Source organism: Paenibacillus sp. 01T424 (assembly GCF_056398745.1).
The window spans coordinates 1-25,261 of the sequence record NZ_JBFTPZ010000030.1 but is presented as its reverse complement, the minus strand read 5'-3'; the positions used below and the strand labels follow the sequence as shown (position 1 = coordinate 25,261).

Here is a 25,261-nt window from a genome sequence, read left to right as displayed (position 1 = left end):
TTTGAGCAAATATGAGCATTATAAAAAGCACCTCCAGTTCCACACGATATGTGGAGTTGAAGGTGCTTGCTTTATGAAGGTATGGAGGTTATCCCGAAATGTTAACACTCGTCTTAGCTTCATTTGTTAATCGCGCAGCAGCAGCTGCTTCCATTAAACCTCGGATATAACCGATACCGTATAAGCGTCCCAACAGCTCATATCCGGGATTCGCATTATCCTCGCCTTCCATCGTCGGCACATGATCTGGCCTTGCTGGCCCGTTAAAGCCTACTTCATAGTACGTATGCATCGCCTCGAGCATATCGGTTTGCCCATCATCGTGGAACGTTTCCTCAAACTTTTCCGGCGTTCCTTTCACATCACGGAAATGGACGAAAAACATTTTATCCTGCTTTGCAAAATGGCGGATGACGCTCGGAATATGTTCTCCAGCCGTTGCGAGTGTTCCTTGGCATAAGGTAATGCCGTTATAGGCGCTTGGAACTAAATCAATTGCTTGCTGCAGGGCAGCTGCACTTGTCAAAATACGCGATACACCTCTGATTGGTGTAATCGGAGGATCATCGGGATGTAGCGCTAGCTTCACTTTTGCTTTCTCTGCCACAGGGACGATTCGCTCCATGAAATATTGAAGATTTTCCCAAAGCTGATCTTCACTAATAAGGCCAGCCTCGGTGAGCGGCGCATCCTCCATGAGGCTGTGATCGTAGCTGGACACTAGTGCTCCGCCCCGCGTCCGTGTGGTGGTCGATGTTCGAAACCAATTGAACTGAGCCATAAAATTGTAGCAAAGGACAGGAATACCGGCTGCACCCATATTCGTAATAAATTGCTGGAACACTTCGATCTCGGCGTCTCTTCCTGCCGTTCCAAGCTTAATCTCATTGCTCGGAGGCATAGATTCGATCACGTTAAGCGTAAGACCAGCATCAGCATACCTCTGTTTCATGCGAATAAGCGGCATCAGATCCCATGGTTTCTCGTGCTTTTCTTCCCATGGAAGCCCTCCAACTGCATATTCAATGCCAAGCTGCTTTGCCAAAAGCCATAATCTTGCGGGTTGCGATGAGAAAAACTCTGCTAGCTGCATCCAGATACCACCTCCATAGTTTATTAACCAGCCACTTTTGCTGCCAATTCCTTGCCCATTTTGTCTATTTTCTTGTAGGCATCTTCAATCGATTGCTGGCCGAAGGTTACAGCCTCCATCTCCTTTTTATACGTATCAACCCATTCGGAGAAGCCTGCTGCCGGCGGATAGAACGGCAATGCCTTGTCTAGTGAAAGGTCATATATTTCTTTGCCGAGCTTATCTTTAGCCTCAAGAGTTGGCTCAAGCTCTTTATAAATGTCAGGATTGATCGGAATGCCGCGTGTGAGACCAAGCGCATTGCCTGCGTCCTTATCGGTAACGAACCATCTCAGAAATTTCTTCGCTTCATCTTTATTTTTGGAATTCGCGCTTACACTTAAGAAGATGGTTGATTGCGCCCAGCCGCCGCCCGCAGGACCAACAGGAAGATTCACTACGCCTACCTTTCCTGGCATAAGCTGCTCTAAAGCGCTGACAGAGCCGGTTGTTGCACCTCTTGTCATTACGACGCCGGATGCCATTGGATCAGCTTGCGGGTCATTTTCCAGAAATGAAGCAGCTTTTTCTGCAGGAGGTACGATTTTCGTTTTGCGGAACTCTTCATACGTTTGGTAGAAGGTCATAAACAAATCCTTATCAAGCGTAAATGTTTTCCCGCCATCGGACATAACGGGCGGTTTGCCCATCGACGTCTGGTAATAGTTGAAGCTATCCCAAGTGGTTGTATCACCTATCGGATATTTCCCATCAGGAAGCTTCGCCCGTGCGTCTCTTGCCCACTGGAAAAATTCATCATAAGTCCAATCCTTATGCGGAAGCGTGATCCCGTATTGCTCCAGCTCCGCTTTGTTGAATGCTAAGCCTTGCGCATTCTGACTGAGTGGAATACCGTACAATTTTCCATCTATTTGCAAATTAGAAATAACGGATGGATCAACAATGCCGCTTAGGTCAATGTCAGAGAGATCCTCTAGCTGACCGCGCGATACATATTCTTGAATGTAGGCAGCATCCATTTGCAGCACATCTGTTATGGACTTCGAGGCAGCAAGTGTCGGAAGCTTTTGCCAGAATGCATCCCATGCCATAAACTCCGGCTTAAAAGATACGTTCGTGTTTTGCTGGGAGTAAATGTCTAGCGCTTTTTTTGTTGCCTCGTGCCGGGCATCCGGCCCCCACCACATAATGCTGAGTGTTGTTTTGGCGCCAGCTTCTTTGCCGCCTGCATCGTCCGGCTTTGCTGTGCTCTTCGTTCCTTCATTCGTTTGCTTCCCTCCATTGCTGCTTCCGCCTCCGCTGCAAGCGGTCAATACGAGCAGTAATGCCAGCATCAACAGCCCCAAGCTTCTTGACCCGTTTTTGTTCATCGTCTTACATCCCCTTTTCCTTTGTGAAATGAAATGCCTTACCCTTTTAATCCTGTAGTAGCTATTCCTTCGACAAAATGCTTCTGTGCAAAGAAAAAGATGATTACCGAAGGAAAGATCGACAGCAAGGACATGGCTAGCAGTTGCCCCCACTGAATGTCGAATTGATCGATGAACATGCGCAGTGCCAGTCCAACAGTAAATTTGTCAACGGAGCTTAAATAAAGCACTTGTGCAAAAAAGTCGTCCCAGCTCCAAATAAACGTGAAGATAGCTACGGTAACAAGTGCGGGCTTCAACAGTGGCAGGATCACTCTCCAAAAGATTCCGTAAACGCTTGCTCCGTCAATCGTTGCGGCCTCATCCAAATCTTTCGGGATTCCGCGAATAAATTGCACGAGCAAGAAAATGAAAAATGCGCCGCCTCCGAAAAAATGCGGGAGCACGAGCGGTACGTAGCTGTCCACAAATCCTAGCTTATTGAACAAAATGTACTGCGGGACAACAGTTACCTGCCCTGGAAGCATCATGGTCAGCAGTAAAATGGAAAACCAGAAGCCCCGCAGCTTGAAGTTTAGCCTTCCGAAGCCATAAGCTACAATTGCAGCAGTGGCAACGCCGCCAATGACATTGCCCAGCTCCATAAGCAGTGTGTTGCCAAAAAAATGTGCAAACGTATATTCCGATGAGAAGTGCCAGCCATCCCAGTAATTGCTCCACATGGGTGTCTTCGGCCAGATCGTCGGCAAGCTGAGCTCCTCTGTCTTTTTTAAAGAGGCGCCTGCCCACCAGATGACGGGATACAGCATCAGAATAGAAAACAGGGATAGGTACAAATGGCTCGTCAGCTTCGAACGCAGCGAATTCATTTGGTTTTCCCCCCATCTGATTCGTAGAACACCCAATATTTCGAGGCTGCGAAGTTAATAAGCGTGAGAAGCGCAACAATTGTGAGCAATATCCAAGCAAGTGCAGACGCATAGCCCATCTGATAATGCTTGAACGCTTTCTCGTACAGGAACATGGCGTACATATAGGTCGAATTAATAGGACCGCCCTTTGTGATAATGAACGCTGAGGTAAACGTTTGAAACGATCCGATAATGCCCAGCACGAGATTAAAGAACATAACCGGCGAGAGCATCGGCAGCGTAATGCTTATAAACTTCCTTACCTTGCCGGCACCGTCTACAGATGCTGATTCATAAAGCTCTTGCGGCACTTGCTTAAGACCAGCTAGAAAAATAACCATGGTTGATCCGAATTGCCACGTATTGAGTAAAATCAATGTGCCAAGCGAGGTGTCCGGATTGGATATCCAGCCTACCCCCTCAATCCCAAACCAAGCGAGCACCTGATTGATATAACCGTCTATCCCGAACATATTGCGCCAAAGCGCTGCTACCGCAATGCTTCCTCCGATTAAGGATGGAAAATAAATTGCCGTCCGATAAATATTCATGCCTCGAATGTTTTTATTGAGTGCCAATGCGACCATAAGGGAGAAAAACAGCTTTAATGGAACGGAGAATAATACAAACATAAACGTCACGCTTAGCGATTTCGTGAAAGTGGAATCACCAGTAAATATTTTGGTGTAGTTGTCCGTGCCGGTCCATATCGGGTCCTCCAGCAAAGAATATTCGGTAAAAGACAAATAAAACGATTGTGCAATGGGCCAAAGCGTCAACAGCAAAAAACCGATTAGCCAAGGGGATATAAAAATGTATCCGGCTAAATGAGCAGCTCCTTGCTGTTTGCGCTTCGTTTTTGCCTGCTTTCGTTTAGGTATAACAGTCTCTGTATTCACTCTAATCATCTCGTCCCCTTTCCTAGATAATGTTCCTTTACTTTATACGAAAGCGGTTACATGAATGAAGGTGAAGAAATTATGAAATCGTTTGATTTTATATAGTGTGAAAAATTCATAGATTACCCCATAAATACCTTAAGAAAGTCGCATCGACAAATATGGGAATGTCCCTAACAATAGACTTAGAAAGCAAATAACAGCAGCCTTCAAACACACTATTGCGAAAGAGGTGCTCAGATGAAATTTGACAATCCGGAAGATATGATCCAGCTTACGCCGCTTTGGGAGGGTGAACGCTTTCCGAATGGACGTCCTAAAGTATCCGAAGATGTTCTAAGGCGCATGCGCAAAATCACTTTGGAGGAGGCCTGGGGCCCTCTCTGGAACAGAGGTTATGCCTTTCAGTTCGAAGGTGATTTCAAAATTGTCCATCCGAATAAAATAATGGTTGGACGTGCTGTTACAGCTGTAATGGTGCCTAAACGACCTGATCTGCATGAAACGCTGCTTAACTATGGACATGAGCAAGAGAATCGAAAAGGCTTTTTCAATCAATGGGTYATTGATTCGCTTGTAGAAGATGACGTCGCAGTAGTGGATATGTTTGATAAAGTGCATCTCGGCACTTACGTAGGCGGGAATTTATCTACAGCTATTTCCACACGCACGAAGCGCGGCGGTGCTGTCATTTGGGGCGGTATTCGCGATAATCAGCAAATCGTAGAAATCGATAATATCAATGTGTATTATCGAGGCAGCGATCCTACTGCGATTGCAGACGTTACAATGGTAGGCATGAACGTTCCAACACGAATTGGCAAGGCTATTTGTATGCCTGGCGATGTAGTACTCGGCACTCCTTCTGGCGTTATTTTTATTCCGCCACATTTAGCTGAGCTGACGGTCGTACAAGCGGAAAAATCCCAAGTACGTGATGTGTTTGGTTTCGTTAGACTGCGTGACAGCGTATATTCGACAGCACAAATTGATGCCGGATGGGACGTTGCGCTTTGGAAAGATTTTTTGAACTGGTTCGAAAATGATGCCGCAGCCGCCGAATATCGTCATCTAAACTGGGATGCTGAGCTTGAGGAAGCACAAATGAGGGATCGAAACGGACCGCAAAGCGATGTTCGGCTCTAGGCAATACATTCGAAACTAGCAATTGTGGTTTAAATATGAGAAAAAGGACTCTAGCTGGATCACGCCGCCGCTAGAGTCCTTTTTCGATGAGATGCTTTTATTTACCAATCGTTTCCCGATATTCACTAGGCGAGAGCCCGACCTTTTTCTTGAAGATTTGACTGAAATACCGCGGGTCTTGGTAGCCGACCTTCTCTGCTACTTCATAATTTTTGTAATGGGTACTCTTTAGCATATCCTTCGCTTTATCCATTCGAATGTCCGTCAAATGCTCGATGAACGTTTTTCCTGTATTCATTTTGAATAGCAGGCTTAAGTAGGTTGGCGTCATATACACTTTCTGTGCCACACTTTGCAAGGATACATATTGGCATTCCTGCTCCATATGATGAATCGTTTTTTTGATAATGCTGCGGTGACTCTCCTTCTGGTTGTACGAGAACACTTCTTTCAGACCAATAAAAAAATGAATGACATACTGTTTAATTTCATCTAAAGTCGCAAGCTTCACGATCGACATCACGTCAAACCGCTCATACATGCTTACATGCTCTGTCTCTGATAATACACGTTTTTCTATTCCGACGAGAAGCCTAACGGTCACATCATATACGCTCTGTGTATCAATCGGTCCATCATGAAGCAGCTCAGCGTAAAAAAGGTGAACACTTTCTTCAATCTCTGCGGTTGTCTCTGCGGCTTTGTAAACGTCAAAAAGCTGCTTCTCCTTATCTGATGGGTATTGCTGCAGCGATTCCAAGCGTCCCAGCTCGCTGAAATAATTAATCTTGCCCGTTCCACTATAAAATTTATACTGCAGCGCTCGCGCAGCCTGCCGATAGGAATGGACAATATCATATAATTGACTGCATGGTTTGCCCACGCCGACATTGAAGGAATGAAGAAAATGCTCTTTAAGCATAGTCTGCATCTTCTCGATAGATTCTTTCGATACCCATGAGAAGAGCATGCCAATTCTGCCCTCCTCATCCACAAATACGACGCTGCCTTCGGTCATTTTTTTTTGCATGTAATCCCGAATTTGTTCCAAATAAATAATTTTCTCATGCTCATCTTCAAATGGGATCGTCGGTTCTACCAAAGCCATAACTGGAAAAGTGTAATAGGGATTAAGCTGAAGCCTGGATAAGCTTTCTTTTAAATCCGACTTCATTGCACGGGCATTAGACACCAGGTTTCGCAAGAAACGCTCCCTCATCCACGTAAGAATGACATCTTCTTTAAATAATAACCCCTCGCTTAACATTCTCCATTTCCCCCTCTTGTAAGGTCGACTTGTGAAATGAATGACTTTAATTGAGATGAATCATTTTGTAAGAGTGCATATGCAAAGTAAAAGCTTCTTCTGCTAGTGCAGCGTCGCCAGTGCGCAGAACGTCTACGAGTCGAAGATGCCAATCCGCCAGCTCTTCTGTKGAGTAATGACGATTGGAAATAGCCATAAACCGCATTACTTTGATTCGCATCCGATTCCAAAGATCGAGAATCATATGGTTATCGCAGCGTCTATAAAAAAAGCCATGGAACTCCATATCAAGCTCTAATATGTTCAAAATATCGTTTTGCTCATGAGCAAGATCCATTTGACGAATCAGATCTTCTAAATAGTTAAAATCATTTTCGTTTAGCTGCTTCATAGATTGCCGTACCGCAAAACCTTCTATGATCTCTCTCAGCTCGAAAATATCTTTTATTTCCTTGTCGGTTATGTGAGAAACAATTGAGCCTTTGTTGGGGATGCTCGTACTAAACCCTGCTGATTTCAGTCGTTCCAGCGCTTCACGAACCGGTGCTTGGCTGATGTTGAATTTTTTTGCAATTTCAAGAACTAGCAACCTAGCTCCCGGCTGCAGCTCACCTGCTAGAATTTCCTTCTTTAATGCTGTGTAAACCTGATCGCTAATGGAGCTAACCGAAGGAATTGACATGTTCTCAAACATAACATTCACTTCTCCGTTTCCGATTATCGATTATCGATAATCTGCTTTGTAACAAGATTATAGAACTTATTCCCATCTATGACAACCGATTATTTTGTCGAAAACTGACAAATATACTGGGGCTTGGTTGAGAATAACCATCTGATCAAAACGAAAGGTACATAAGATTAAAATGGCTTATAAAATATTTTAGGACTTTATCTAGTCATGCAAATTCCTAGAGCATATAATAGAGATTGATTAATATCCGATATAATTACTTGGACAAATGGAGATTCAAATATGAATGTAAAAGTACCTACAATAAAAAAACAAGTTTTTGATCTCATCATTCGCGATGGACTCGTTTCCAAAGCTGCTTTAATGGCGCGACTAACGATAACATCCACCAGCTTGTCGCGATTGCTGGAGGAACTGCTAACGGATGGTCTAATTCTTGCTTCAGAGCTGGGACGTTCTACAGGCGGGCGAAAGCCTATATTGTATCGCGTCAATCCAGATCATCGTGCTGTGTTTGGGCTAGAAATATCCCGCTTCTCCTCCTCTATCGGTTTATATGATTTGAATTTAAAACCGCTCGCGTTTGAACGATGGAAGATGGATGAAAGAATGACGCCAGAAACGCTTGTGGGCAAAATCACTCAAATTGCTGAGCGTATGATGAGTGACTTTCACATTGATCGCAACAAAGTGATTGGGATTGGGATAGGCGCCGTTGGCCCTTTGAGCCGTGAAGATGGCGTCATGCTAAAACCCCGTTATTTTCCTGCACGAGGCTGGATTGATGTTCCCATCTGTGACTGGTTGGAACAGCGGCTTGGCATGCCTGCCCTGCTCGATAATGGAGCGAACACAGCTATTATCGGCGAGCATTGGGCACTGCGCAATGAAGAGGTTGAACACATGCTTTATGTTCATGCGGGAGTTGGTCTGCGAACCTCGATGATGTCAGGCGGACAAATCGTTAGAGGCGCAGTAGATATGGAAGGCTCGTTCGGTCAAATGATCATTCAGACCGATGGTCCAAGGCTAGGCGACGAAGGAAATTATGGCGCGCTTGAAGCACTTGTTTCCATTCCCGCGTTGGAAAAGAAAATACGCTCTCAACTGAAGCTTGGCCGATCAAGCACGTTAATGGGTATTCCGCCAGAGGAAGTTCAATTTGACGCTTTGCGGAAAGCGTATTTGCAAAAAGATGCATTCATTACGGAGCAATTTCTACAAACAGCTACCTATCTCGGCATTGGTATCGCCAATCTCATTAATATTTTGCATCCCGAGGCYGTCATTTTAGGCGGCCCGCTCGTCAATGTCGATAAAACGATTTATGAAACGGTCATTCAAGTTGCCCGGAGCAACATTTATTACTCACCGCAGTATGAACCGAAATTTTCGCAAGGACAGCTGACTGAAGATGCCGTTACCGCAGGGGCAGCCATAATGCTGCTGCAGGATTGGGAACTTAATTAGAAACAAAAAACGATGCTGGCTTTGGCCTGCATCGTTCTTGTTTCTAGGCTATGGCGGGAGAACTAACATCGTACAAATGAAAATTTGAGGTGGGGATTTCTTTGCATCCAATAACCATATTTGAAATTGCAGCTTCGATTGGGTTTGTCATGATTATGTTTGTTATTGCATTACTTTTACCCAAGAAGGTTAGAAAACTGAGTTTATATATGTCTTGTTCATTAACTGTACTTTTGCTATTACTTTTTGTTATTCGTCCCTACTGGATTGATTATCAAGTTTCAAATAAAACAAAACAGCTAAATCTATATTTGGAGGAACGGTACCCTAATCAAGAATGGGAAATTAGTCGACAAGTAGGAAGACAATATAACCCTTATCACTTAAACGTTAATTTTATAAACGAAAAGGGTTGGACTTATACCTATTCAGTAGTTAATGAAAAAAACATTTTCCAAAGCTCTTGGATGCCGCCAGAAGGAAAGTTTCCCGATGCAGGGAAACATTACGAATGAATGATTGATCCAATTTTATACAATAACAGCTTTTTTATAGTAGTTGCAGCAGCTCGTTTAAATGATGAATTTCATACGTTGGATTAATGCTTGTACGATTTGGCTTTCGCTTCGGATTGTACCAGCATGTATCGATGCCATAATTGAGGCCGCCCTGGATATCAGATGTTAATGAATCACCGACCATAAGCACATTAGACTTATTGATCAGATTCAGCTTCTCGAATGCAAAATCAAAAATTCCCGTTTGCGGCTTCGAAAAACCAGTGTCCTCAGAAACGATAATATGCTCGAACGAATGAGCTAAAGCAGACCTGCCAATTCGACTATGCTGTGTCTGTTTAATCCCATTTGTGATGATTGCAATGCGATGCCCATTATGAAGAACCTGCTGAATAAGAACATCCGAGCCCTCGATTAAGAAAGAGCCCTCTCCCAAGTAATGAACGTAGCGCTCGCTAAAATGTACAGCATCAAGCTCGACTTTAACTTCTGCAAACAGTTTTCTAAATCGCTCATGCCGCAAAAAATCAAGAGTAATCTCACCCTTTTCAAAATCATTCCACAACTGCTGATTAACTGAGCGATAGAGTTCAATATGTGATTGTAGAAGGTCAATTTGAAACTCCAAGAAAACACTTTTAAGGGCGTGCGCCTCTGCTAAAGAATAATCAAATAAGGTATCGTCCGCATCAAATAAAATAACTTCGTATTTCACAAAAAAATCCTCYTGTTAACCTTTTAAGCATGAATGAATCATAACTTTCCTTCAAGCTAAATTTTTTGTTAAGTTCCCCTTGAAGCTGAATTCGAAATAGCATAATTGCGTCGTCTTAAGATCGTAGGGTCATATATTTCAACAAATCCGCAGTGCATGCAAGAAACAAATAAATAATGTTGATATTGAATGTTTAGAAGCTTGCTTAATCCCGCACCTGTCATAGCCAATTCATTAATATCGCACTCATTATGATTACATTTTGTGCATTTGAATGAATTCGCAATGCTATTGTTTATATCATTCTCATCCAGTTCGAGATCTGATTCTTCAAGCCCATTCTCTTGCTCATCAACAAAGGGAACTAAATGCTCATCAAGAACCTCTTGTTTACATTCAGGACAACAATTATGCTCGAGTATAACGCTGCTGCCGCACCAAGGACATTCAATCATGGCGTTGCTCCTTCCTATCTAATGCGTTCTCAAAACGTAAGCTTAAGGGAACGATTCATATTTTCTCAACATGTAAACATATTCGTTGCTGCCCTGTCTTTTCCTCTCCTTTCATACAAACACGAAAAAAAAAGGCAAAACACCACTTTCGATGTTTTGCCTTTTAACGTTACGAATCTTTGGATCGGTTAGCCATATCGATGATCATTACGATAAGCACGAGTAGTTGAATGAGCAGTTCGTTACTCATTGCAATCCCTCCCAGCTGCATGTAATGCTCCTTCGCTGCGGCTTCTCCTCTCGTTCATTTGCTTAACGAACATCTCCCATTATCATATCTATGGTCGAAACTTAAATTTTATGACGGATATTCGTACGGCGAGTGCTGCCATAACGATAGATGCAAGACATACAGCGACAAAATGAATGAGGCTATTTGTAATGAATAAAGCTTCGAGCTTCACGAATTCAGCTGCTCCTCGAACGAGTACGATAGCGATAGGATGCAATATATAAATCCATACTCGCCACTCCCTAAATGCTTTTCCAGACCGGCCTTTCCAGGATAACGCCCAGTGGAACAAGAAGTAGGTTGCTGGCCAAGCAAATGCGTACATACTGTCATGCCGCGGAAATTGTATTGCTTTCAGAAGGGATGCTTCGGCTATAATTAGTGCTAACGAAATCAGAAACAAACCCGCGTAGTTTATCGGCGTTCTAGCAGGCTGTGGACGTTTTGCTGCCCATATGCCTAATATGAGATAAATCGGTGCATAGAATATACCATTGCGTGTGTAATCAAAAAATTGAAACAGCCATTCATAGACATGTTTTAGAACAGCTATGTTTTCCGTAATTCCATAATAACTATCTCCGAAGAGTCCTACTATATAGAGAAACAAACCAACAAYGAGCAGCATGGAAAGCGACATTTTCTGATGCCAATAATACGTAAGAACAAGTCCAATGATCAGCGCAGGCAGATACCATAGATGATAAAACGTACCGTCAAAAACAATGTCTCTTATAAAGGAACCAAAGGTAAACTGAGTAGAAAAATCACCTTTGTACATATTCAAAGGAATGTACAACAAGATAGCAATCAAATATAAGATTCCGATTTTCTTTAAATACATGAACAACGCTTTTTGATCTTTAACTTTATCTCCTGTCAGCTTTCGGAAGAAAAAGAAGCCCGTTGACATAAAAAATATAGGCACCGCTAATCGCGAGATGATTCCGCTGAATAGAAAGTCAAAATATTCGTTATACGAGAGCAGCGGACTGGTGTGATTGGCAATAACGAATAGGGCCGCTATAAATTTAAGCCAGTCGAGCCCGCTATAATTGGGTTTAGAGACCATGTGATCTTTGCCCTTTTCCAGTAAAAGCTGTAACGATAAAACCATCCCTATTATTTCCTGATATTCGATATAGATCACCATTTAGGATGGGAACAGTCGTGGAAGGTCCTTCCTCTGCCGGCACATAATAAATTTGCACGAGCATGCTGTCTGTTTCTACGGTGAGATAATTCCCGTCATAAGTAAATTTTCTGACAAAATCGATGTACTCCTCCAAGCAAAAATCATGCTGCTCCATAATTTCGGCATGAGGATAACCGACATAACGAAAATGCCATGGCTCACAAGAGATGTTTGTTATAGCCTCTTTTCCTGCTTTGTACCGCTGAATAAAGCCATTTTTTGCAGCAAGCTGCTTGAATGCCATATAGATGCCGCTATCTGGGAAAGATGGCGCAATAAAGTCGACATGTTCATCTATTTTCCCAACATCGATGGCAAGTCCCGTTTGGTGCTCGCTATGGCCTGGCAAAGCCACATAACAAGCGGTATACTCGTCTCCATTTTCCACTAGAGAGGTTTCATAGATTTGCTCCTGCTCCTCTCTCGAGCGATAAGCGCTAACTGCAATAATATCATTCATGGCTTGAGATTCATTTAGAAGTATATTGAAATGCTGCAAGCATGTTTTCTCTAGTAACAAACCTTCCTCCAGCAATTTTATATCAGGATTAGTATGAAGCGGGATCAGCTTGTCGAGTGAAATGGACTGTTTTATAGGGTTGGCTTGATTAACCAATACCAGATGACCTTCATACATTTCTGCACGACTAACTTGAACAGCTGTATGCTTTACATAACCGCTTTCTTGAATGGTTTCAATTTGGTTCGGTTGCCCCAATTCGTCCAAGCCTCCTCTACGTCCTTGTATTTCCTTGTTACTCTAGCTGTTAGCGACGTTGATATTTCCTGTGCTACGCTCCCAATATGGGCGGCTAGCTCTGCAAATGTGATCTCTTCTGCTCCCTGTCGTCCGATTAAAGTCACCTGTGTTCCTTCCGCACAAGGTCCTGGCAGCTTTACCATGAGCTGATCCATACATATTTTTCCGACGACTTTTGCCCGTTGTCCATTAACCAGCACCTCGGAATTTTGCATGCTTTGTGACCAGCCATCTGCATATCCAATCGGAACTGTGCCAATCCATTGCTCTTCTTCTGCCTGATAGGAATTGTCGTATCCTAGGTACTCATCTTTGTGAAGCTTCTTTACTTGTATGAGCTTGCTGTGCAAGCTCAAAACAGGCTTGAGCTTCACAGATTGCACAAGCTTTTCTGGATAAAAGCCGTACATCGCCGCCCCAATGCGTACCATATCCATTGCAAGATTAGGAAATCGGAGTGCAGCTGCACTTCCCGCACAATGATAATGACGAATATGGAGACCGGACTTTTTACTCCATTCCATCATCTCCATAAAGCGGCTTGTTTGCAGGTCAAGAAATGTCGTATCTGCTTTGCCTGCAGTCGCAAAATGAGTGTAAAATCCATCCACTTCGATATCTGGCGCTTTTAGCCATGGCACAAGCTTGTCCCACTCTTCTTTTGACTGAATACCAATTCTCCCGAGCCCCGTATCCACTTTCACATGGATAAGCAGCTTCTTGGCAGATGCAGTCGGTTTGTATTTTCTCATTTGCTTAAACCATGTGGCATTTGTAACGGTTAACATCAAATCATTCTCGATGGCTAAGTGTACATATTCAGCGTCTATTGGTGTCAAAATAAGGATAGGCAGCTTCATGCCATAGGATCTAAGGCGGAGCGCTTCCTCTAAATAAGCAACAGCCAGAACATCAGCGCCTGCTTGTTCAGCCATATGCGCAGATTCAAGATCGCCATGTCCGTAGCCATTTGCTTTCACAACAGCCATCAGCTTGACATCGTTTGGCAGCGTTTCGCGAATCTGTATTAGATTGTCTTGAATATGATTCAAATGAATGTCTGCCCAAGTATCTCTAAGCATATCGGTCACCTCGTGTACTGAATCGATTGTTTTTCAGCATGACGCATGATAGCATAATCAATTAATTTCTCGACAAGCTCCGAATATCGAGTTCCATTCGTCCGCTCCCACATGACCGGATACATGCTGTAATTCGTAAAGCCAGGCAGTGCATTGATTTCATTCAAATACAACTGTCCCTTGCCATCTAAGAAAAAGTCTACCCGTGCAAGACCCGAGCAGTTATGAGTATGGTATGCTTTGATGGCTAGCTGCCTAATTTGCGACGTAATTTCTTCGGATAGATGCGCTGGAATCGACATCTTTAGCTGCTTATCCATGTATTTGGACTCGAAATCGAAGAAGACATGGTCATGGATGAATTCGCCTGGCAGTGAGGCAAGCGGCTTCTCATTACCCATAACAGCCACTTGAATCTCTCTGCCGATCACTTCACGCTCAAGCACAATTTTGTTGTCATACTTAAATGCTTCGGTAATGCCAGCAACCAGCTCTTGTTTGTCGTGGCATCTGCTGATGCCGATGCTTGATCCAAGTGAGGCTGGCTTCACATAACAAGGATAACCAATGGTCTCCTCTGCCATTTGAAGTACCTTTGAATGATCTTCAAGCCATTGATCATATCGATAAACACGGTAGTCGACCTGATGAATGCCTGCTTGCTCTAACAGCTGCTTTGAGATGGCTTTGTCCAGTGTAAGCGCTGAGGATAATACACCATTCCCAACATAAGGAACATTAAGCAATTCCAGCAGCCCTTGTACGGTTCCATCCTCTCCATATGAGCCATGCAGCAGCGGCAAGACAACTTTTTTTCCTGGCAATGCGAATTGACTCATTAAAACCTGTCCGATGGACTCGGCTTCACTCCTATGCTTGGGCAAAGCTATAAGATCGGTTAATTGAAGTCCTTCTTGATTTAACTTGTCAGGCGTACACCATAGTCCTTCTCGCGTAATGTAAATGGGGAATACTTCAAATTTAGAATCATCTATGGATTGAATAACGGTGTATGCTGTTTTTAATGAAACCTCATGCTCGACGGATTTGCCGCCGTATAGGACATATAGTTTTGTTTGCATAAAAAAAAACCTCCCAAAATCGACTTGTTATCTATTACTAAAGATAACAATCAATCGTTAAGAGGCTTGTAAGTAAAGTTTAATTAAAGCTTAAGATTCCATAAACTGTTTATAAGGTTTATTTACCCGCTGGATCAATTGCGCTAGCAAGCTCCTGCAAATCTCGCCCTTGCAGCGCGCCTGCAATCAGCTCTGGAAGCCGGTCCGGCGTACAGCCGAAGCATGGAATGCCAAATGTGGACAGCTTTTTTGCAAGCGCAGCGTCATAAGAAGGAACTCCGCTATCCGACAAGGCTAACAAGCAAATTACGCTAACGCCGGATTGCCGCATATTTTCCATCCGCCTAATAAGTGCTGCTTGGTTGCCGCCTTCATAGAGATCTGAAATTAGAATAAACAATGTTTTCTTGGGGTCGCTAATAAACTGCTCGCAATATTGAACTGATTTGTTAATGTCTGTGCCGCCGCCGAGCTGAATGCCAAACAACATATCGACTGGATCATTGGCACATTGCTCGCTTAAATCAGCAACTTCAGTATCGAAGGCGACAACATGTGTATCCAAGGCAGGCAAGCTCGCAAAAATAGAACCAATAATAGAAGCATAAATGACCGAATCCGCCATCGAACCGCTCTGATCGATATCGAGGATAACGGTCCATTCCTTACTCCGCCGAGCGCGTTCAAAAAAATAAAACCGTTCTGGAATAAGCTTTTGGCTATCCAAATCATAATGCTTCAAATTTCTGCGGATTGTCGTTTTCCAATCCAGCCCTGTCATCGAAGGCAACGGTGAATGTTTTCTTCGGTTCAAAGCGCCTGTAACGGCTCGCCGAATTTCATGCTCCAAGCGAGCTAAAATTTCATCGACGACCTCGCGAACGAGTAATCTTGCTGTTTCTTTTGTTTTCTCAGGGATACGGCCTTTTAACGCGATGAGTGTCGCAACCATCCGAATATCAGGCTTCACCTGACTTAGCGTCTCCGGCTCGAACAACAGTTGTGTCAAGCCCTTCCGCTCAATGGCATCCGCTTGAATGACCGACACAATATCAGATGGAAAGAAGCTGCGAATGTCACCTAGCCATTTGGTTAATTTGGGCGATGATGCGCTAAGACCAGCTGAACGACCACCGCTGTTTTTGGGTTTGTCCGTCATAATCTCAGTTGTTTCATCATAAATGGCTGCAAGAGCTTGATCCATCAAGCTCAGCTCACTATCGAGCAATTCCTGACCATTCGCCATGTCAGATAGCTTGTCGTTTGCAGAATGTCCCAAAATGAGGCGCCAACGCTTTAATTGTTCGAAATGCTCATTATCGCTCATATTATAAGTCTCCAAAGTCGAACTCATTGAGCTCATCTATTTTTTGTTGCTCCTCACTGCTCAGTGGCCGCTGCAATACATCGGCCGCCTCTATGGATCCAAATCCCCATACATCACCTAATAATTGCGCAATCGCGTTTTTTTCTCTAGCTTCAAAGGATGAAAAAGCTCTTCTAAGAAAAACAAGCGATCGTCTGAACTGCTCATCATCAAGCGATCTTGTATAAAGGTCGAGCTGTTCCCATAACTGCCTCCGAGACAGCAGCACATAACGATTGCGGAGTGACATGCCTTCAAACCAGCCAGCTCCGATATCAGCAGGTATCCCTGGGGATAAACGTCTCGACACCTCTCGTGCTAAACGTTCATGATCGATTAGGTTGCGCTCAAGCAGCAAAGCAAATGCTAGACCTGACAGTTTAGCATTCCGATCATCGCGATAAGCAAGCTCCTCTAGTTGCTGTACCCATCGCTCGTCATCCACGACCTCAAAGTGCTGCTGTGATACAGCATGCATATCGATGATTGCTGAAGCCATATTTGCCGCGGCATCGTCACTGCAAATCGACGAATCAACAAGGAGCAGCGTACCTCTTAAAAAAAGCTGTTGAAGAAGAGGTACTAACACATCCGTAATCATTTTTCGAACATCACCAAATTGTACGAGAATAGACAATTCACGAAGTGTCCCTGCGATTTGAGTATAGTCACCAGCTTCAACTGCCAGCTCTTGCAGTGTGCGACGCGCATCTTCCATAGATGCGGGCAGCCCGCATTGCCATGCTGCCTTAACGAGCGACGCAGCGTCTAATAGGTTAGTGCTCTGCGCTAAAGACTCCTTAATAGAGAAAGCAGCTGCTAGTTCGATCGTCTCCCCTTTCATGATGGACTCAACGATCTCAATCTCGGCTTCTGGCGTCCAGCAGAGCACCCAGTGTTCTGCCCATGTTGCGCCGTCCTGCTTGACTGCGCGTTTCTTAGCAAAGCTAATCGATAGAAGCTGAAGACGCTCAAGAAAAAAAGATCTTCTTAAATCAAGAAAAGCAGCATCCTCGGATTTCACTCTTCTGTTCTCTCGTAGATCCAGCTCAAGGTCAGTTGCTACCGTCGTTTTATATTTTTCCAGCTTTAACGATTTCAAGTTTCGATTAAGATCCTCTTGAATAGGGGTTTGGCTGATTCCGTCGGGCAAAGCACCAATAGCAGTACCAATATTCGTTCTTGCAAGCGCATCTGCTACAATCGAAAGCTCGCCATATCCAAGACAAGTAATGGCGGCATCTTGAAGATCACGCAGCGTCGGCAATCTTCCTCCGTGCAGGGATGCCAGTGATTCAGCCAGTCTTACTGCTTCGATAACGGAAGCTGCGGAACGGAAATTCCCGCTCTGCCGCATATAACCTGCAATCGTTGCTAGATAAGCGGAAGACAACTTTCCAAGGTCACCACTGACTAAACATTGCCAAGCAAGCTCAAAATAGGACGGTGCCGCGTTACCCGCTCCATAGCCTGAATGACTGGATAACTTATAATACGAATAGGGCATAAGCGTCAGCTTGGTCTGAATCTTAGGCAATGCTGCTGCTTCTTGCTCAGTCATACCATCCAATTCCGCTTCGAGTGCTGAAACATGATACGCTCCGGTAACAACTACAATTCGCTCAGCTGGAATGCCTCCTTCTATCGCCTCAGCAATTCGTGCACGCATGTAAGCTTCGCGAATCTCATTGTGAGCGGCCTCTAGCGGTGTATATATCCGTTCATCCGTCTCAGATAGCTGCCTCATCTCACTTGAAAAAGCATGAATAGCATGGCGGTAGGTATTAGGCTCGCTGCTATGTTCAAACGAACGTTCCCAATAGGTTTCGTAATCGGATTCTCCCGCTGATATAGCCACTTGCTCATAACGATCATTGATTTGTTCACGATGCGAGCGGGCACCTTCGGCATAATCTTCTTTTTCACTAGCAGCACTTAATTTCAAGTGAAGGCTAACCGATACATCGGACGGCAAATCGATGAATCTGGCTTCAACGCCATTTCTAGCTGCCCATACAAATGCTTGATACTCAGGGGAATACTCCGCTAACGGAAAAACAAGCGTACGGATTGGCAATTGATCGGTATAGGCTAATATGGCAATGGGCGGCTTTACACCCTTTAATGTGATTTGGCTAATGAGCTCCGTTGCATCCGATGGCCCTTCTACGAGTACGAGCTGCGGCTTAACTTCTTGAAGAAAAGTTTGCAAATGAAATGCCCCGGTCGGTGAGAGATGCCGTACGCCGAATAAATGAACGCCGTAATTGGATACGGCAGCCGCACTCACGAACTCAGCTCACGGCAAGCACGATATAGCCCTCGCCACTCGGCTCCCCGTTTTTTCATCACATTTTCCAAATATTCCTTCCACACCGCATCATCTTTTGCTTCATCCTTAACGACAGCTCCAAGCAGACCGGCAGCAAGGTCCTCTTCAGCAACCTGCCCATCCCCAAAGCTGCTTGCCAGCGCCATACTATTAATAAGCAAGGATATTGCTTCCGCAGTTGAGATTGCACCACTTGGCTGCTTCAGCTTCTCTTTGCCGTCTAGTGTCATCCCGCTGCGCAGCTCGCGGAAAATGGTCACAACCTTGCGTACAGCTTCCTCCTCAGGAACAGCCTCACCAAGCCGATAATTGGAAGCAATCTCGCTTACCCGTTTGCGCACAATGGCTACTTCCGTATCCAAATCTGATGGTGCCGGCAGCACAACGATGTTGAAACGACGCTTCAAAGCGGCGGACATATCGTTGACACCGCGGTCACGCGTATTTGCGGTTGCAATAATGGAGAAACCTCTTGCAGCGGGAATATCTCTGCCTAGCTCAGGTACAGAAATCGTCTTCTCCGATAAAATGGAAATTAAAGCATCCTGTACCTCTGAAGCGCAGCGTGATATTTCTTCAAACCGCGAAATTCCTCCTGCCTCCATCGCACGATAGATCGGGCTTTTGACAAGCGCTTCCTCGGACGGACCATTAGCAAGAAGCATTGCATAATTCCATGAGTATCGTACCTGTTCTTCACTTGTACCAGCGGTTCCTTGAATAACCTTAGATGAATCGCCATGAATGGCCGCCGTCAAATTTTCCGAGAGCCATGACTTTGCTGTTCCCGGCTCACCTATAAGCAATAAGGCTCGGTCAGTAAGCAGTGTCGCAATCGCAATTTCAACGAGTCTTGTGTGACCAATGTATTTTGGCGTAATATCTACCTTGCCAGCTCGGCCACCTGTAATAAAAGTTAATACTGCCCGCGGTGACAGCTGCCAGCCTGCCGGTTTCTCTCCAGTGTCATGTTTCTTCAGTGCTTCGAGTTCATGTGCATATAACTGCTCTGCAGGCAACCTTAAGATAGTTTGTTTTTGATCCATGCTAGAAATCCCGCTCCTTCTGGTTTCGATTCAAGCTCCGCTGGCTTAGCGGCAATGTGTTCGGCTAGCTGCTTTAATTGGTCACGAGAGTACTCGCTTGACATCTTATCCGCGATTTGCTGAAGCCTATCCGCAAATTCCCCCGGAAGCATAGCAATTAATAGCTGCAAATCTCGGTCCATATAATAAAAGGATTTTTGCGTAGAAAGCTCCAGTGATGACATTAGCATCTCTGGCGTATCAGTATGTCCGAGCCGGAATAACGTGTACAAAATATGAATTGATCGATGCTTCATCAGTTGTGGCGCTACTTTCGCTTTGTCGACTAAATAGTGGATTGCCCTCTCATTAGGGCGTTCCACTAATCGGCATATAAGCTCTTCCTCATTTAATGTGATAAAGCGATCTGCCCATCTCGCATCCCAGCTCCACTGATTTTGATGTTGCGTAAATGCGGCTTGCACAACCGTATGAGGAGTAAGTTCATATATGGCTTGTATTAGCTCGCGTGCAACTTTACTCTTTTTCTCTTCTACATAACCTTCATACCTGTCAAAAACATCTGCTGGGCTTAATACTTGTCGTGCGGCTTTGAACGAATACGCGATCAAATAGGCGCGGCGATTGCGAAGCTCATGAAGAAACACTAATGCCTCATTATTTTTGGAATCTAATAATATTTGAGCTGCTTGGCTCATCATCGGTTCCATCTCTTGAAAATAAAGCTCATCATCATTTAACATTTGCATCAGAAATTCTCTTACAGCAACAATGTCTGCTTTGGATTGAAAGCAAGTGATGACGCTGCTGAACTTTTCTTGGAAGCCCGTATCTTGTTTAGCTGAAACGACATGTTCAGCCAGCTCTAAACCGTAAGCCAACAATTGCTCGGTTAATGCTGGAAGTTCGCACGCTTGAATGGGAGCAATGGCGATGTCTGTATTTTTTTTCTTTAGTGATTCCATCAAACGGTTAACGACTTGTGTAGAATCGAAGCGGGACAATGCCATTAAAGCAGCGCTGCGAATCTCTTTTTTTCGGTCATGCGACAGATCGAGCAAATGTTCCTCGAAGCTAGGCAAACCAGCCGTAAGCGATATCGCAGCTATACGTACCGGCAATCCTCCATCCTTCTGCGCTGCCAGCAGAGTTGGCCATAGTTCCTTCTCGTCCTTCGCCAGCTTATAAAGGCATACGAGCATTCTCGCGTCGCCGCTGCCTCCCTGCATATCGAATTCCGAATGCAGAATTGGCAAGGCAGCTGAACCAAGAAGTGGGATGACATGATCTGCGACATATTCAGCAATTTCAGAATAGCTGTCTCTCAAAGCGTTGACGGCTGGTGCGAATGTTCTTACATCGTTGAACAGTCCTGCCTCAACCCCTTGTTTAATGGCTTCGAGCCGATTGGGACCGCGAAGCGTCAGCGAATCAATGAGCGGCTTAAGCTTTCGATAAGGGGTCGTCGTGATCGTTTTGTTATTTGCTGCTTCTATGCCAACGGGCAGCAGCTCACCTGGCGCTTCAATAGAGCTTTGTGTATGCAAGACCGCTTGCAGCAATACTGTTAAATCCAGCAGCTTGTCAGCCGCATTCTCTTGCTTAGACCTCGTAACACTATCGACTTCTTCTGCTATTCGTTTGAAAATGGGTGCCTTTTCACCAAATTGTTGCAGCTGAGGGAGCGATCTTCTCAAACGCGCATCATCTGCCGCCATGCCCGCACCTGCTATGATTAAACGGCGAACGTCTTCATACAATTCTCGCAATAATGGAATACTCATGTTTTGCTCCTTCGTCAACCATTAATAGAATAAGCGGATCATTTCTTGTTCGGTAATTAGAGCCAAAGGCTGTGCCAGCAGCTTTCCTTCTGCGAGTCGATCCTCGAACATGACAAGTACCCCCACATTTGCAAGCAGCTCTTTATCTAAATTACGGAGTAAAGGCAATGTAGGATGATTCAGCTTTGAGATGGCATCAAGTGGAAGCCTAGCTCCTTGCTCATCAACAAGAACATATCCGCCTTCCGAATTTGCTACCTGAGCAGCATGAAGCAGCATGACCGGGTTGCGGTCTGCTAATGGATTTTTGAGCTGATTTTTCACCGTTTTTACTGCCGCTGAATAGGATCGCTCTGCATATGAATGAATAACAACACGATCACTTGGTATCCATTCACGCATGGTCATCTCTTCCCAGCGAACCCTTTTATTCAAATCGCCTGGATAAACAAATAACTCCTTCGTTTGGACAACCATAAAGCAGCTATCCTCTTCCTTCATATGTTTGGCTGCTCGGAAAGGCCGATAGCTGCGTGTGACGACGATTTCTCCATCTTGAAGCTGCATCCAATACCCTTCATCCACATGTTCACCGCGTGCTTCGTCGGAATAAGAGCGGAAAGAAAGCTGTACAAGCTCAGCTGCTTCACGGAGAAGTCCATGCTCACGCAGCTCAGCTAACTGCCATGCATGGCCAATTTTTTCTTCAAGAGGGCTTGAGATATCCATTGGGATGCTCGAATCTTCCATTCGCGCCTTCAAATAATCCCGGCTGCGCTTAATTAATACATGCATAGCAGCTAGCTGTTCACAAACCTCGGAATAAATTGTCTCCGGATTATCACTTGAGCCTACTAAAACCAATATCTCTCGAAATGCTGCTTGGAGCCCGGGTACGTAGTGATTGCCAAGCTGTTTTGCTTGTTCCTCATACATATGAAGAGAGCGTTTATCCAACGAAGCTAAACCGCTTTGCACGATTTGCTGCACAAGCTTGTGAACGAGCTCGACCCCTTCAAGCTGCGAAGCGAGTTTCTTGATAAGAGCGTTTTTGTTAACCTTGCGTTTAGTTTCTGTACCTGCTGGAATCGCGGCAGCTTCCTTCTTTTTCTCTTCACGCTTGTCCGCTTTCTCGCGCTTATCTGCAATATCCGCAGGTATCTCTTCCGTTGAAAAAGCCTTTCCTCCAGCATATGCATACAAAAGTCCTAATATATGTTTGCATGGAAATTGACGACTTGGACAGGAGCAGCGAAATACAGGTTGTTCGGCTTTTACGAAATCAACGGAGCAGCTATAGGGCTCTTTGCCGCTTCCCTTACATTCTCCAAATAGCAACAATCCGTCTTCCGTACGGCATAACTTCTGAAAGCTGTTTTTGCGTACGAGATCGTTACCGTTTTTGATTGCTCCCGCATTGGGTGCCATTGCATCGATGAAAGCTTCAGTAAGATGGGTCATAGTTTCCCTCACTCGTTTATGTTTGATTTCCTTCGTTTATTTCCACAAAACACGTATCATTTCCTGCTTTTGGGTTCATTTACAACGTTTAAAGCAGAGAAAAACCCAGGCGTATGCGCCTGGGCTTGGTATTACCATGGAATATCTCCAATATTGTGCATAATAGCGTCGATCTGGGCTAATTCTTCAGCAGACAGCGGAGCACTTTCCAGTGCCTTTACATTCTCTTCAATCTGGCTTACGCGGCTGACACCGATCAATGCTGAGGTAACTCCACCTTCACGCAGAACCCATGTTAATGCCAATTGGGATAAGGTTTGTCCCCTTCTTGCCGCTAGCTGCTCTAGGCTGCGGAATTTTTGAACCCGCTCTGCCGTGATCGCTTCTGGTTTCATCGCGCTGGAAGCTGCACTCGATTCCGCTTCGATTTTATCGACATACTTATTCGTCAGTTGTCCTCTTCCAAGCGGGCAATAAGCGATCGAGCCTATGCCATTCTCAGAAAGTACATCCTGCAAACCGTCTTCAATCCAACGGTTCAGCATGGAGTAATTCGGCTGATGAATCAGGCAAGGCGTCCCTAGCTGTTTCAAAATTTTCACAGCAGCGCTTGTCTGCTCCGCACTGTAGTTGGATAAACCAACATACAAAGCTTTACCCTGTCTTACCGCATGATCTAACGCGCCCATTGTTTCCTCAAGCGGCGTTTCTGGATCAGGACGATGGGAATAAAATATATCGACATAATCAAGTCCCATTCTCGTTAAGCTGCGATCCAAGCTGGACAGCAAATTTTTACGTGAGCCCCATTCGCCGTATGGACCTTCCCACATGTAATAGCCCGCTTTTGTAGAAATTAGAAGTTCATCGCGATAGGGAGCCAAATCCTTCTTATATACTGCTCCGAACGTTTCTTCAGCAGAACCGGCAAGCGGTCCATAGTTGTTTGCTAGGTCAAAATGATTAATGCCGAGATCGAACGCTTTTAAAAGCATTGCACGTGAATTTTCAAGCGGTTGATTGCCGCCGAAATTTTGCCACAGACCAAGGGATATCGCAGGCAGCTTAATTCCACTTTTGCCTGCGCGTTTATACAACATATCGGAATAACGTGATGAATCAGCAGCATAAGGCATTTATCATATTCCCCTTTGTTTTTAGAATGATTTCGTTGTTTGAAACATGCTATAATGATTACTTGCAAACATCATTTCTTTTAAAGTATAGCTTAATTTTACTGCAATAAGGAATGTCCACATGCAAGTCATATATGTCATAATGTAATATGTTAGAGACCTACAATCAAGGAAGTGACAATGAATGTGCGAGCATTATGATCTGGTCTATTATTATCATGGGAAGCAGTTCTGCGAAGCTGGCTATAGCTGGGGACCCGGCGTTAAGGATCATTACAAAATTTTATTTATTCATGAAGGCAAAGGCACCTATCAGATTAACGGAAAAACATATGCCTTAAAAAAAGGACAAGGCTTTATGGTATTTCCAAATACGATATGCCATATGAAGGCGGATCTTCAAGATCCGTGGGTCTATTCTTGGATCGCTTTTCAAGGAACATGTGTTGACGGTTTACTTGAACAGGTCCACTTAAGCAAAACGGCCCCTTCTTTCTCGTTCGCTCCAGCAAATTGGTTTGAGCCTTGGTTAGAACAGTTTAATGATGCTGGGGAGCTTGAGAAAAACAGCGGTCTTGTCGTGCATAGCCTGCTCTATCGCCTTATTTCGGATTGGATCGATATGCTGACTGCCCCTAATCAAATCGGTTATTTGCCTAAAGCAAAGGATGTTTATGTTCGCAAAGCGATGGATTATATCAAAATGAATTACTACACCAAAGTAAGCATTACTGAGCTGGCCAAACTCATTGGCATAGACCGCATATACTTATCCGCCTTATTTAAGGAAGTTGTAAATCAATCACCACAAACCTACTTATTGCATTATCGAATGGATAAAGCTTGTGATCTCATGAACAATCAACAGCTTTCGGTATCTGATATTTCCCACTCCGTCGGCTATAACGACCCTCTTCTCTTCTCGAAAATGTTCAAAAAAGTGAAAGGGATATCTCCCAGTCATTATCGCAAAGAAATTGTCTGATTTCTTCAAAAAAAGAGAGCCTGCATGTAAACTGACCCCTTAGACAAGGACACTTGAAAAGAAAAGAGCACTAAGCCACACTTAAGAGATGATTCCTGTACTGAACAGGAGTCATCCTTTTTTGTTTCCACTGATATCTATGATGATTGTAATAACGAATATAGCGATTAATTTCTCGTTCTAATTCAGCCAAGGTTGTACA

At 44.4% G+C, this 25,261-nt stretch carries 23 protein-coding genes; 4 read left to right on the top strand and 19 right to left on the bottom strand.

The genetic code is table 11. The features are described from left to right. Positions 1-88: 88 nt before the first annotated feature. Genes AC1DPK_RS21875 through AC1DPK_RS21860 form a run of 4 tightly spaced genes read right to left on the bottom strand, consistent with a single transcriptional unit; the run spans position 89 to position 4,282 of the window. Positions 89-1,093: a mannonate dehydratase gene (locus AC1DPK_RS21875; RefSeq protein WP_477511619.1), complete on the bottom strand. Its 1,005-nt coding sequence runs from the start codon at positions 1,091-1,093 to the stop codon at positions 89-91. 23 nt (positions 1,094-1,116) lie between these two features. Continuing rightward, complete coding sequence (locus AC1DPK_RS21870; RefSeq protein ID WP_477511618.1) at positions 1,117-2,463, bottom strand: ABC transporter substrate-binding protein; 1,347 nt, start codon at positions 2,461-2,463, stop codon at positions 1,117-1,119. 38 nt (positions 2,464-2,501) lie between these two features. After that, on the bottom strand, positions 2,502-3,332 hold the full coding sequence (locus AC1DPK_RS21865) for a carbohydrate ABC transporter permease (RefSeq protein ID WP_076265908.1): 831 nt from the start codon (positions 3,330-3,332) through the stop codon (positions 2,502-2,504). Further along, entirely contained in the window at positions 3,329-4,282 is a 954-nt protein-coding gene (locus tag AC1DPK_RS21860) for a carbohydrate ABC transporter permease (RefSeq protein WP_441963311.1), read from the bottom strand. Before AC1DPK_RS21860 ends, AC1DPK_RS21865 begins: the two co-directional genes overlap by 4 nt. 231 nt (positions 4,283-4,513) lie before the next feature. Between AC1DPK_RS21860 and AC1DPK_RS21855 the strand changes: the two genes are divergently transcribed. After that, positions 4,514-5,419: an RraA family protein gene (locus AC1DPK_RS21855; protein WP_477511617.1), complete on the top strand. Its 906-nt coding sequence runs from the start codon at positions 4,514-4,516 to the stop codon at positions 5,417-5,419. Positions 5,420-5,516: 97 nt separating this feature from the next. Here the strand turns inward: AC1DPK_RS21855 and AC1DPK_RS21850 are convergent, their stop codons facing one another. After that, complete coding sequence (locus AC1DPK_RS21850) at positions 5,517-6,686, bottom strand: helix-turn-helix domain-containing protein (RefSeq protein WP_477511616.1); 1,170 nt, start codon at positions 6,684-6,686, stop codon at positions 5,517-5,519. 46 nt (positions 6,687-6,732) lie between these two features. Continuing rightward, a complete protein-coding gene (locus tag AC1DPK_RS21845; protein ID WP_477511615.1) occupies positions 6,733-7,380 on the bottom strand; it encodes a GntR family transcriptional regulator in 648 nt (215 codons plus the stop codon). 282 nt (positions 7,381-7,662) lie between these two features. Here AC1DPK_RS21845 and AC1DPK_RS21840 point away from each other — a divergent pair, with 282 nt between their 5' ends. Beyond that, on the top strand, positions 7,663-8,850 hold the full coding sequence (locus tag AC1DPK_RS21840; RefSeq protein WP_076265903.1) for an ROK family protein: 1,188 nt from the start codon (positions 7,663-7,665) through the stop codon (positions 8,848-8,850). Positions 8,851-8,951: 101 nt separating this feature from the next. Then, entirely contained in the window at positions 8,952-9,365 is a 414-nt protein-coding gene (locus AC1DPK_RS21835; RefSeq protein WP_477511614.1) for a hypothetical protein, read from the top strand. Between the two features lie 34 nt (positions 9,366-9,399). Here the strand turns inward: AC1DPK_RS21835 and AC1DPK_RS21830 are convergent, their stop codons facing one another. The 12 genes from AC1DPK_RS21830 to AC1DPK_RS21775 all read right to left on the bottom strand — a co-directional run bounded on the left by AC1DPK_RS21830 (position 9,400) and on the right by AC1DPK_RS21775 (position 24,074). Continuing rightward, positions 9,400-10,083, bottom strand: a complete 684-nt coding sequence (locus AC1DPK_RS21830) for a YjjG family noncanonical pyrimidine nucleotidase (protein ID WP_477511613.1) — start codon at positions 10,081-10,083, stop codon at positions 9,400-9,402. 68 nt (positions 10,084-10,151) lie between these two features. Continuing rightward, on the bottom strand, positions 10,152-10,538 hold the full coding sequence (locus AC1DPK_RS21825; RefSeq protein ID WP_477511612.1) for a zinc ribbon domain-containing protein: 387 nt from the start codon (positions 10,536-10,538) through the stop codon (positions 10,152-10,154). 338 nt (positions 10,539-10,876) lie between these two features. Continuing rightward, positions 10,877-11,947 carry an acyltransferase family protein gene (locus AC1DPK_RS21820; protein ID WP_477511611.1) on the bottom strand — a complete coding sequence of 357 codons (1,071 nt, stop codon included), beginning with the start codon at positions 11,945-11,947 and terminating at the stop codon, positions 10,877-10,879. After that, positions 11,892-12,743: a D-alanyl-D-alanine carboxypeptidase family protein gene (locus tag AC1DPK_RS21815; RefSeq protein WP_477511610.1), complete on the bottom strand. Its 852-nt coding sequence runs from the start codon at positions 12,741-12,743 to the stop codon at positions 11,892-11,894. Before AC1DPK_RS21815 ends, AC1DPK_RS21820 begins: the two co-directional genes overlap by 56 nt. Continuing rightward, on the bottom strand, positions 12,695-13,867 hold the full coding sequence (gene alr / locus AC1DPK_RS21810; protein WP_477511609.1) for an alanine racemase: 1,173 nt from the start codon (positions 13,865-13,867) through the stop codon (positions 12,695-12,697). The genes AC1DPK_RS21815 and alr overlap by 49 nt, the downstream gene beginning before the upstream one ends. 5 nt (positions 13,868-13,872) lie before the next feature. Further along, the gene (locus AC1DPK_RS21805; protein ID WP_477511608.1) at positions 13,873-14,949 is read right to left on the bottom strand and encodes a D-alanine--D-alanine ligase family protein; all 1,077 of its coding nucleotides are present in this window, start codon (positions 14,947-14,949) and stop codon (positions 13,873-13,875) included. 118 nt (positions 14,950-15,067) lie between these two features. Further along, entirely contained in the window at positions 15,068-16,276 is a 1,209-nt protein-coding gene (locus tag AC1DPK_RS21800; protein WP_477511607.1) for a VWA domain-containing protein, read from the bottom strand. A 1-nt stretch (position 16,277) separates the two neighbouring features. Then, positions 16,278-18,605 carry a DUF5682 family protein gene (locus AC1DPK_RS21795; protein ID WP_477511606.1) on the bottom strand — a complete coding sequence of 776 codons (2,328 nt, stop codon included), beginning with the start codon at positions 18,603-18,605 and terminating at the stop codon, positions 16,278-16,280. Beyond that, positions 18,602-19,693, bottom strand: coding sequence for an ATP-binding protein (locus tag AC1DPK_RS21790; RefSeq protein ID WP_430059001.1), 1,092 nt, complete (start codon positions 19,691-19,693; stop codon positions 18,602-18,604). Before AC1DPK_RS21790 ends, AC1DPK_RS21795 begins: the two co-directional genes overlap by 4 nt. Next, on the bottom strand, positions 19,669-21,477 hold the full coding sequence (locus tag AC1DPK_RS21785; RefSeq protein WP_477511605.1) for a hypothetical protein: 1,809 nt from the start codon (positions 21,475-21,477) through the stop codon (positions 19,669-19,671). Before AC1DPK_RS21785 ends, AC1DPK_RS21790 begins: the two co-directional genes overlap by 25 nt. A gap of 21 nt (positions 21,478-21,498) precedes the next feature. Then, positions 21,499-22,938: an SWIM zinc finger family protein gene (locus AC1DPK_RS21780; protein WP_477511604.1), complete on the bottom strand. Its 1,440-nt coding sequence runs from the start codon at positions 22,936-22,938 to the stop codon at positions 21,499-21,501. Positions 22,939-23,069: 131 nt separating this feature from the next. Further along, a complete protein-coding gene (locus AC1DPK_RS21775; RefSeq protein ID WP_477511603.1) occupies positions 23,070-24,074 on the bottom strand; it encodes an aldo/keto reductase in 1,005 nt (334 codons plus the stop codon). A 184-nt stretch (positions 24,075-24,258) separates the two neighbouring features. On the opposite strand from AC1DPK_RS21775, the gene AC1DPK_RS21770 reads away from it, so the two are divergent. Beyond that, complete coding sequence (locus AC1DPK_RS21770; protein ID WP_477511602.1) at positions 24,259-25,059, top strand: AraC family transcriptional regulator; 801 nt, start codon at positions 24,259-24,261, stop codon at positions 25,057-25,059. 70 nt (positions 25,060-25,129) lie between these two features. On the opposite strand, the gene AC1DPK_RS21765 is transcribed toward AC1DPK_RS21770, so the two are convergent. After that, positions 25,130-25,261 (bottom strand): IS3 family transposase (locus AC1DPK_RS21765; RefSeq protein WP_477511665.1); only part of this gene is annotated, 132 nt, incomplete at its 5' end.

What these genes read in the sequence shown, in the direction of transcription:
- AC1DPK_RS21850 (WP_477511616.1), bottom strand. Translation starts at nt 6,686, where the DNA reads ATGTTAAGCGAGGGGTTATTATTTAAAGAAGATGTCATTCTTACGTGG.
- AC1DPK_RS21805 (WP_477511608.1), bottom strand. Translation starts at nt 14,949, where the DNA reads ATGCAAACAAAACTATATGTCCTATACGGCGGCAAATCCGTCGAGCAT.
- AC1DPK_RS21875 (WP_477511619.1), bottom strand. Translation starts at nt 1,093, where the DNA reads ATGCAGCTAGCAGAGTTTTTCTCATCGCAACCCGCAAGATTATGGCTT.
- AC1DPK_RS21865 (WP_076265908.1), bottom strand. Translation starts at nt 3,332, where the DNA reads ATGAATTCGCTGCGTTCGAAGCTGACGAGCCATTTGTACCTATCCCTG.
- AC1DPK_RS21785 (WP_477511605.1), bottom strand. Translation starts at nt 21,477, where the DNA reads ATGAGTATTCCATTATTGCGAGAATTGTATGAAGACGTTCGCCGTTTA.
- AC1DPK_RS21860 (WP_441963311.1), bottom strand. Translation starts at nt 4,282, where the DNA reads ATGATTAGAGTGAATACAGAGACTGTTATACCTAAACGAAAGCAGGCA.
- AC1DPK_RS21870 (WP_477511618.1), bottom strand. Translation starts at nt 2,463, where the DNA reads ATGAACAAAAACGGGTCAAGAAGCTTGGGGCTGTTGATGCTGGCATTA.
- AC1DPK_RS21780 (WP_477511604.1), bottom strand. Translation starts at nt 22,938, where the DNA reads ATGACCCATCTTACTGAAGCTTTCATCGATGCAATGGCACCCAATGCG.
- AC1DPK_RS21790 (WP_430059001.1), bottom strand. Translation starts at nt 19,693, where the DNA reads ATGGATCAAAAACAAACTATCTTAAGGTTGCCTGCAGAGCAGTTATAT.
- AC1DPK_RS21800 (WP_477511607.1), bottom strand. Translation starts at nt 16,276, where the DNA reads ATGAGCGATAATGAGCATTTCGAACAATTAAAGCGTTGGCGCCTCATT.
- AC1DPK_RS21775 (WP_477511603.1), bottom strand. Translation starts at nt 24,074, where the DNA reads ATGCCTTATGCTGCTGATTCATCACGTTATTCCGATATGTTGTATAAA.
- AC1DPK_RS21770 (WP_477511602.1), top strand. Translation starts at nt 24,259, where the DNA reads ATGTGCGAGCATTATGATCTGGTCTATTATTATCATGGGAAGCAGTTC.
- alr (WP_477511609.1), bottom strand. Translation starts at nt 13,867, where the DNA reads ATGCTTAGAGATACTTGGGCAGACATTCATTTGAATCATATTCAAGAC.
- AC1DPK_RS21825 (WP_477511612.1), bottom strand. Translation starts at nt 10,538, where the DNA reads ATGATTGAATGTCCTTGGTGCGGCAGCAGCGTTATACTCGAGCATAAT.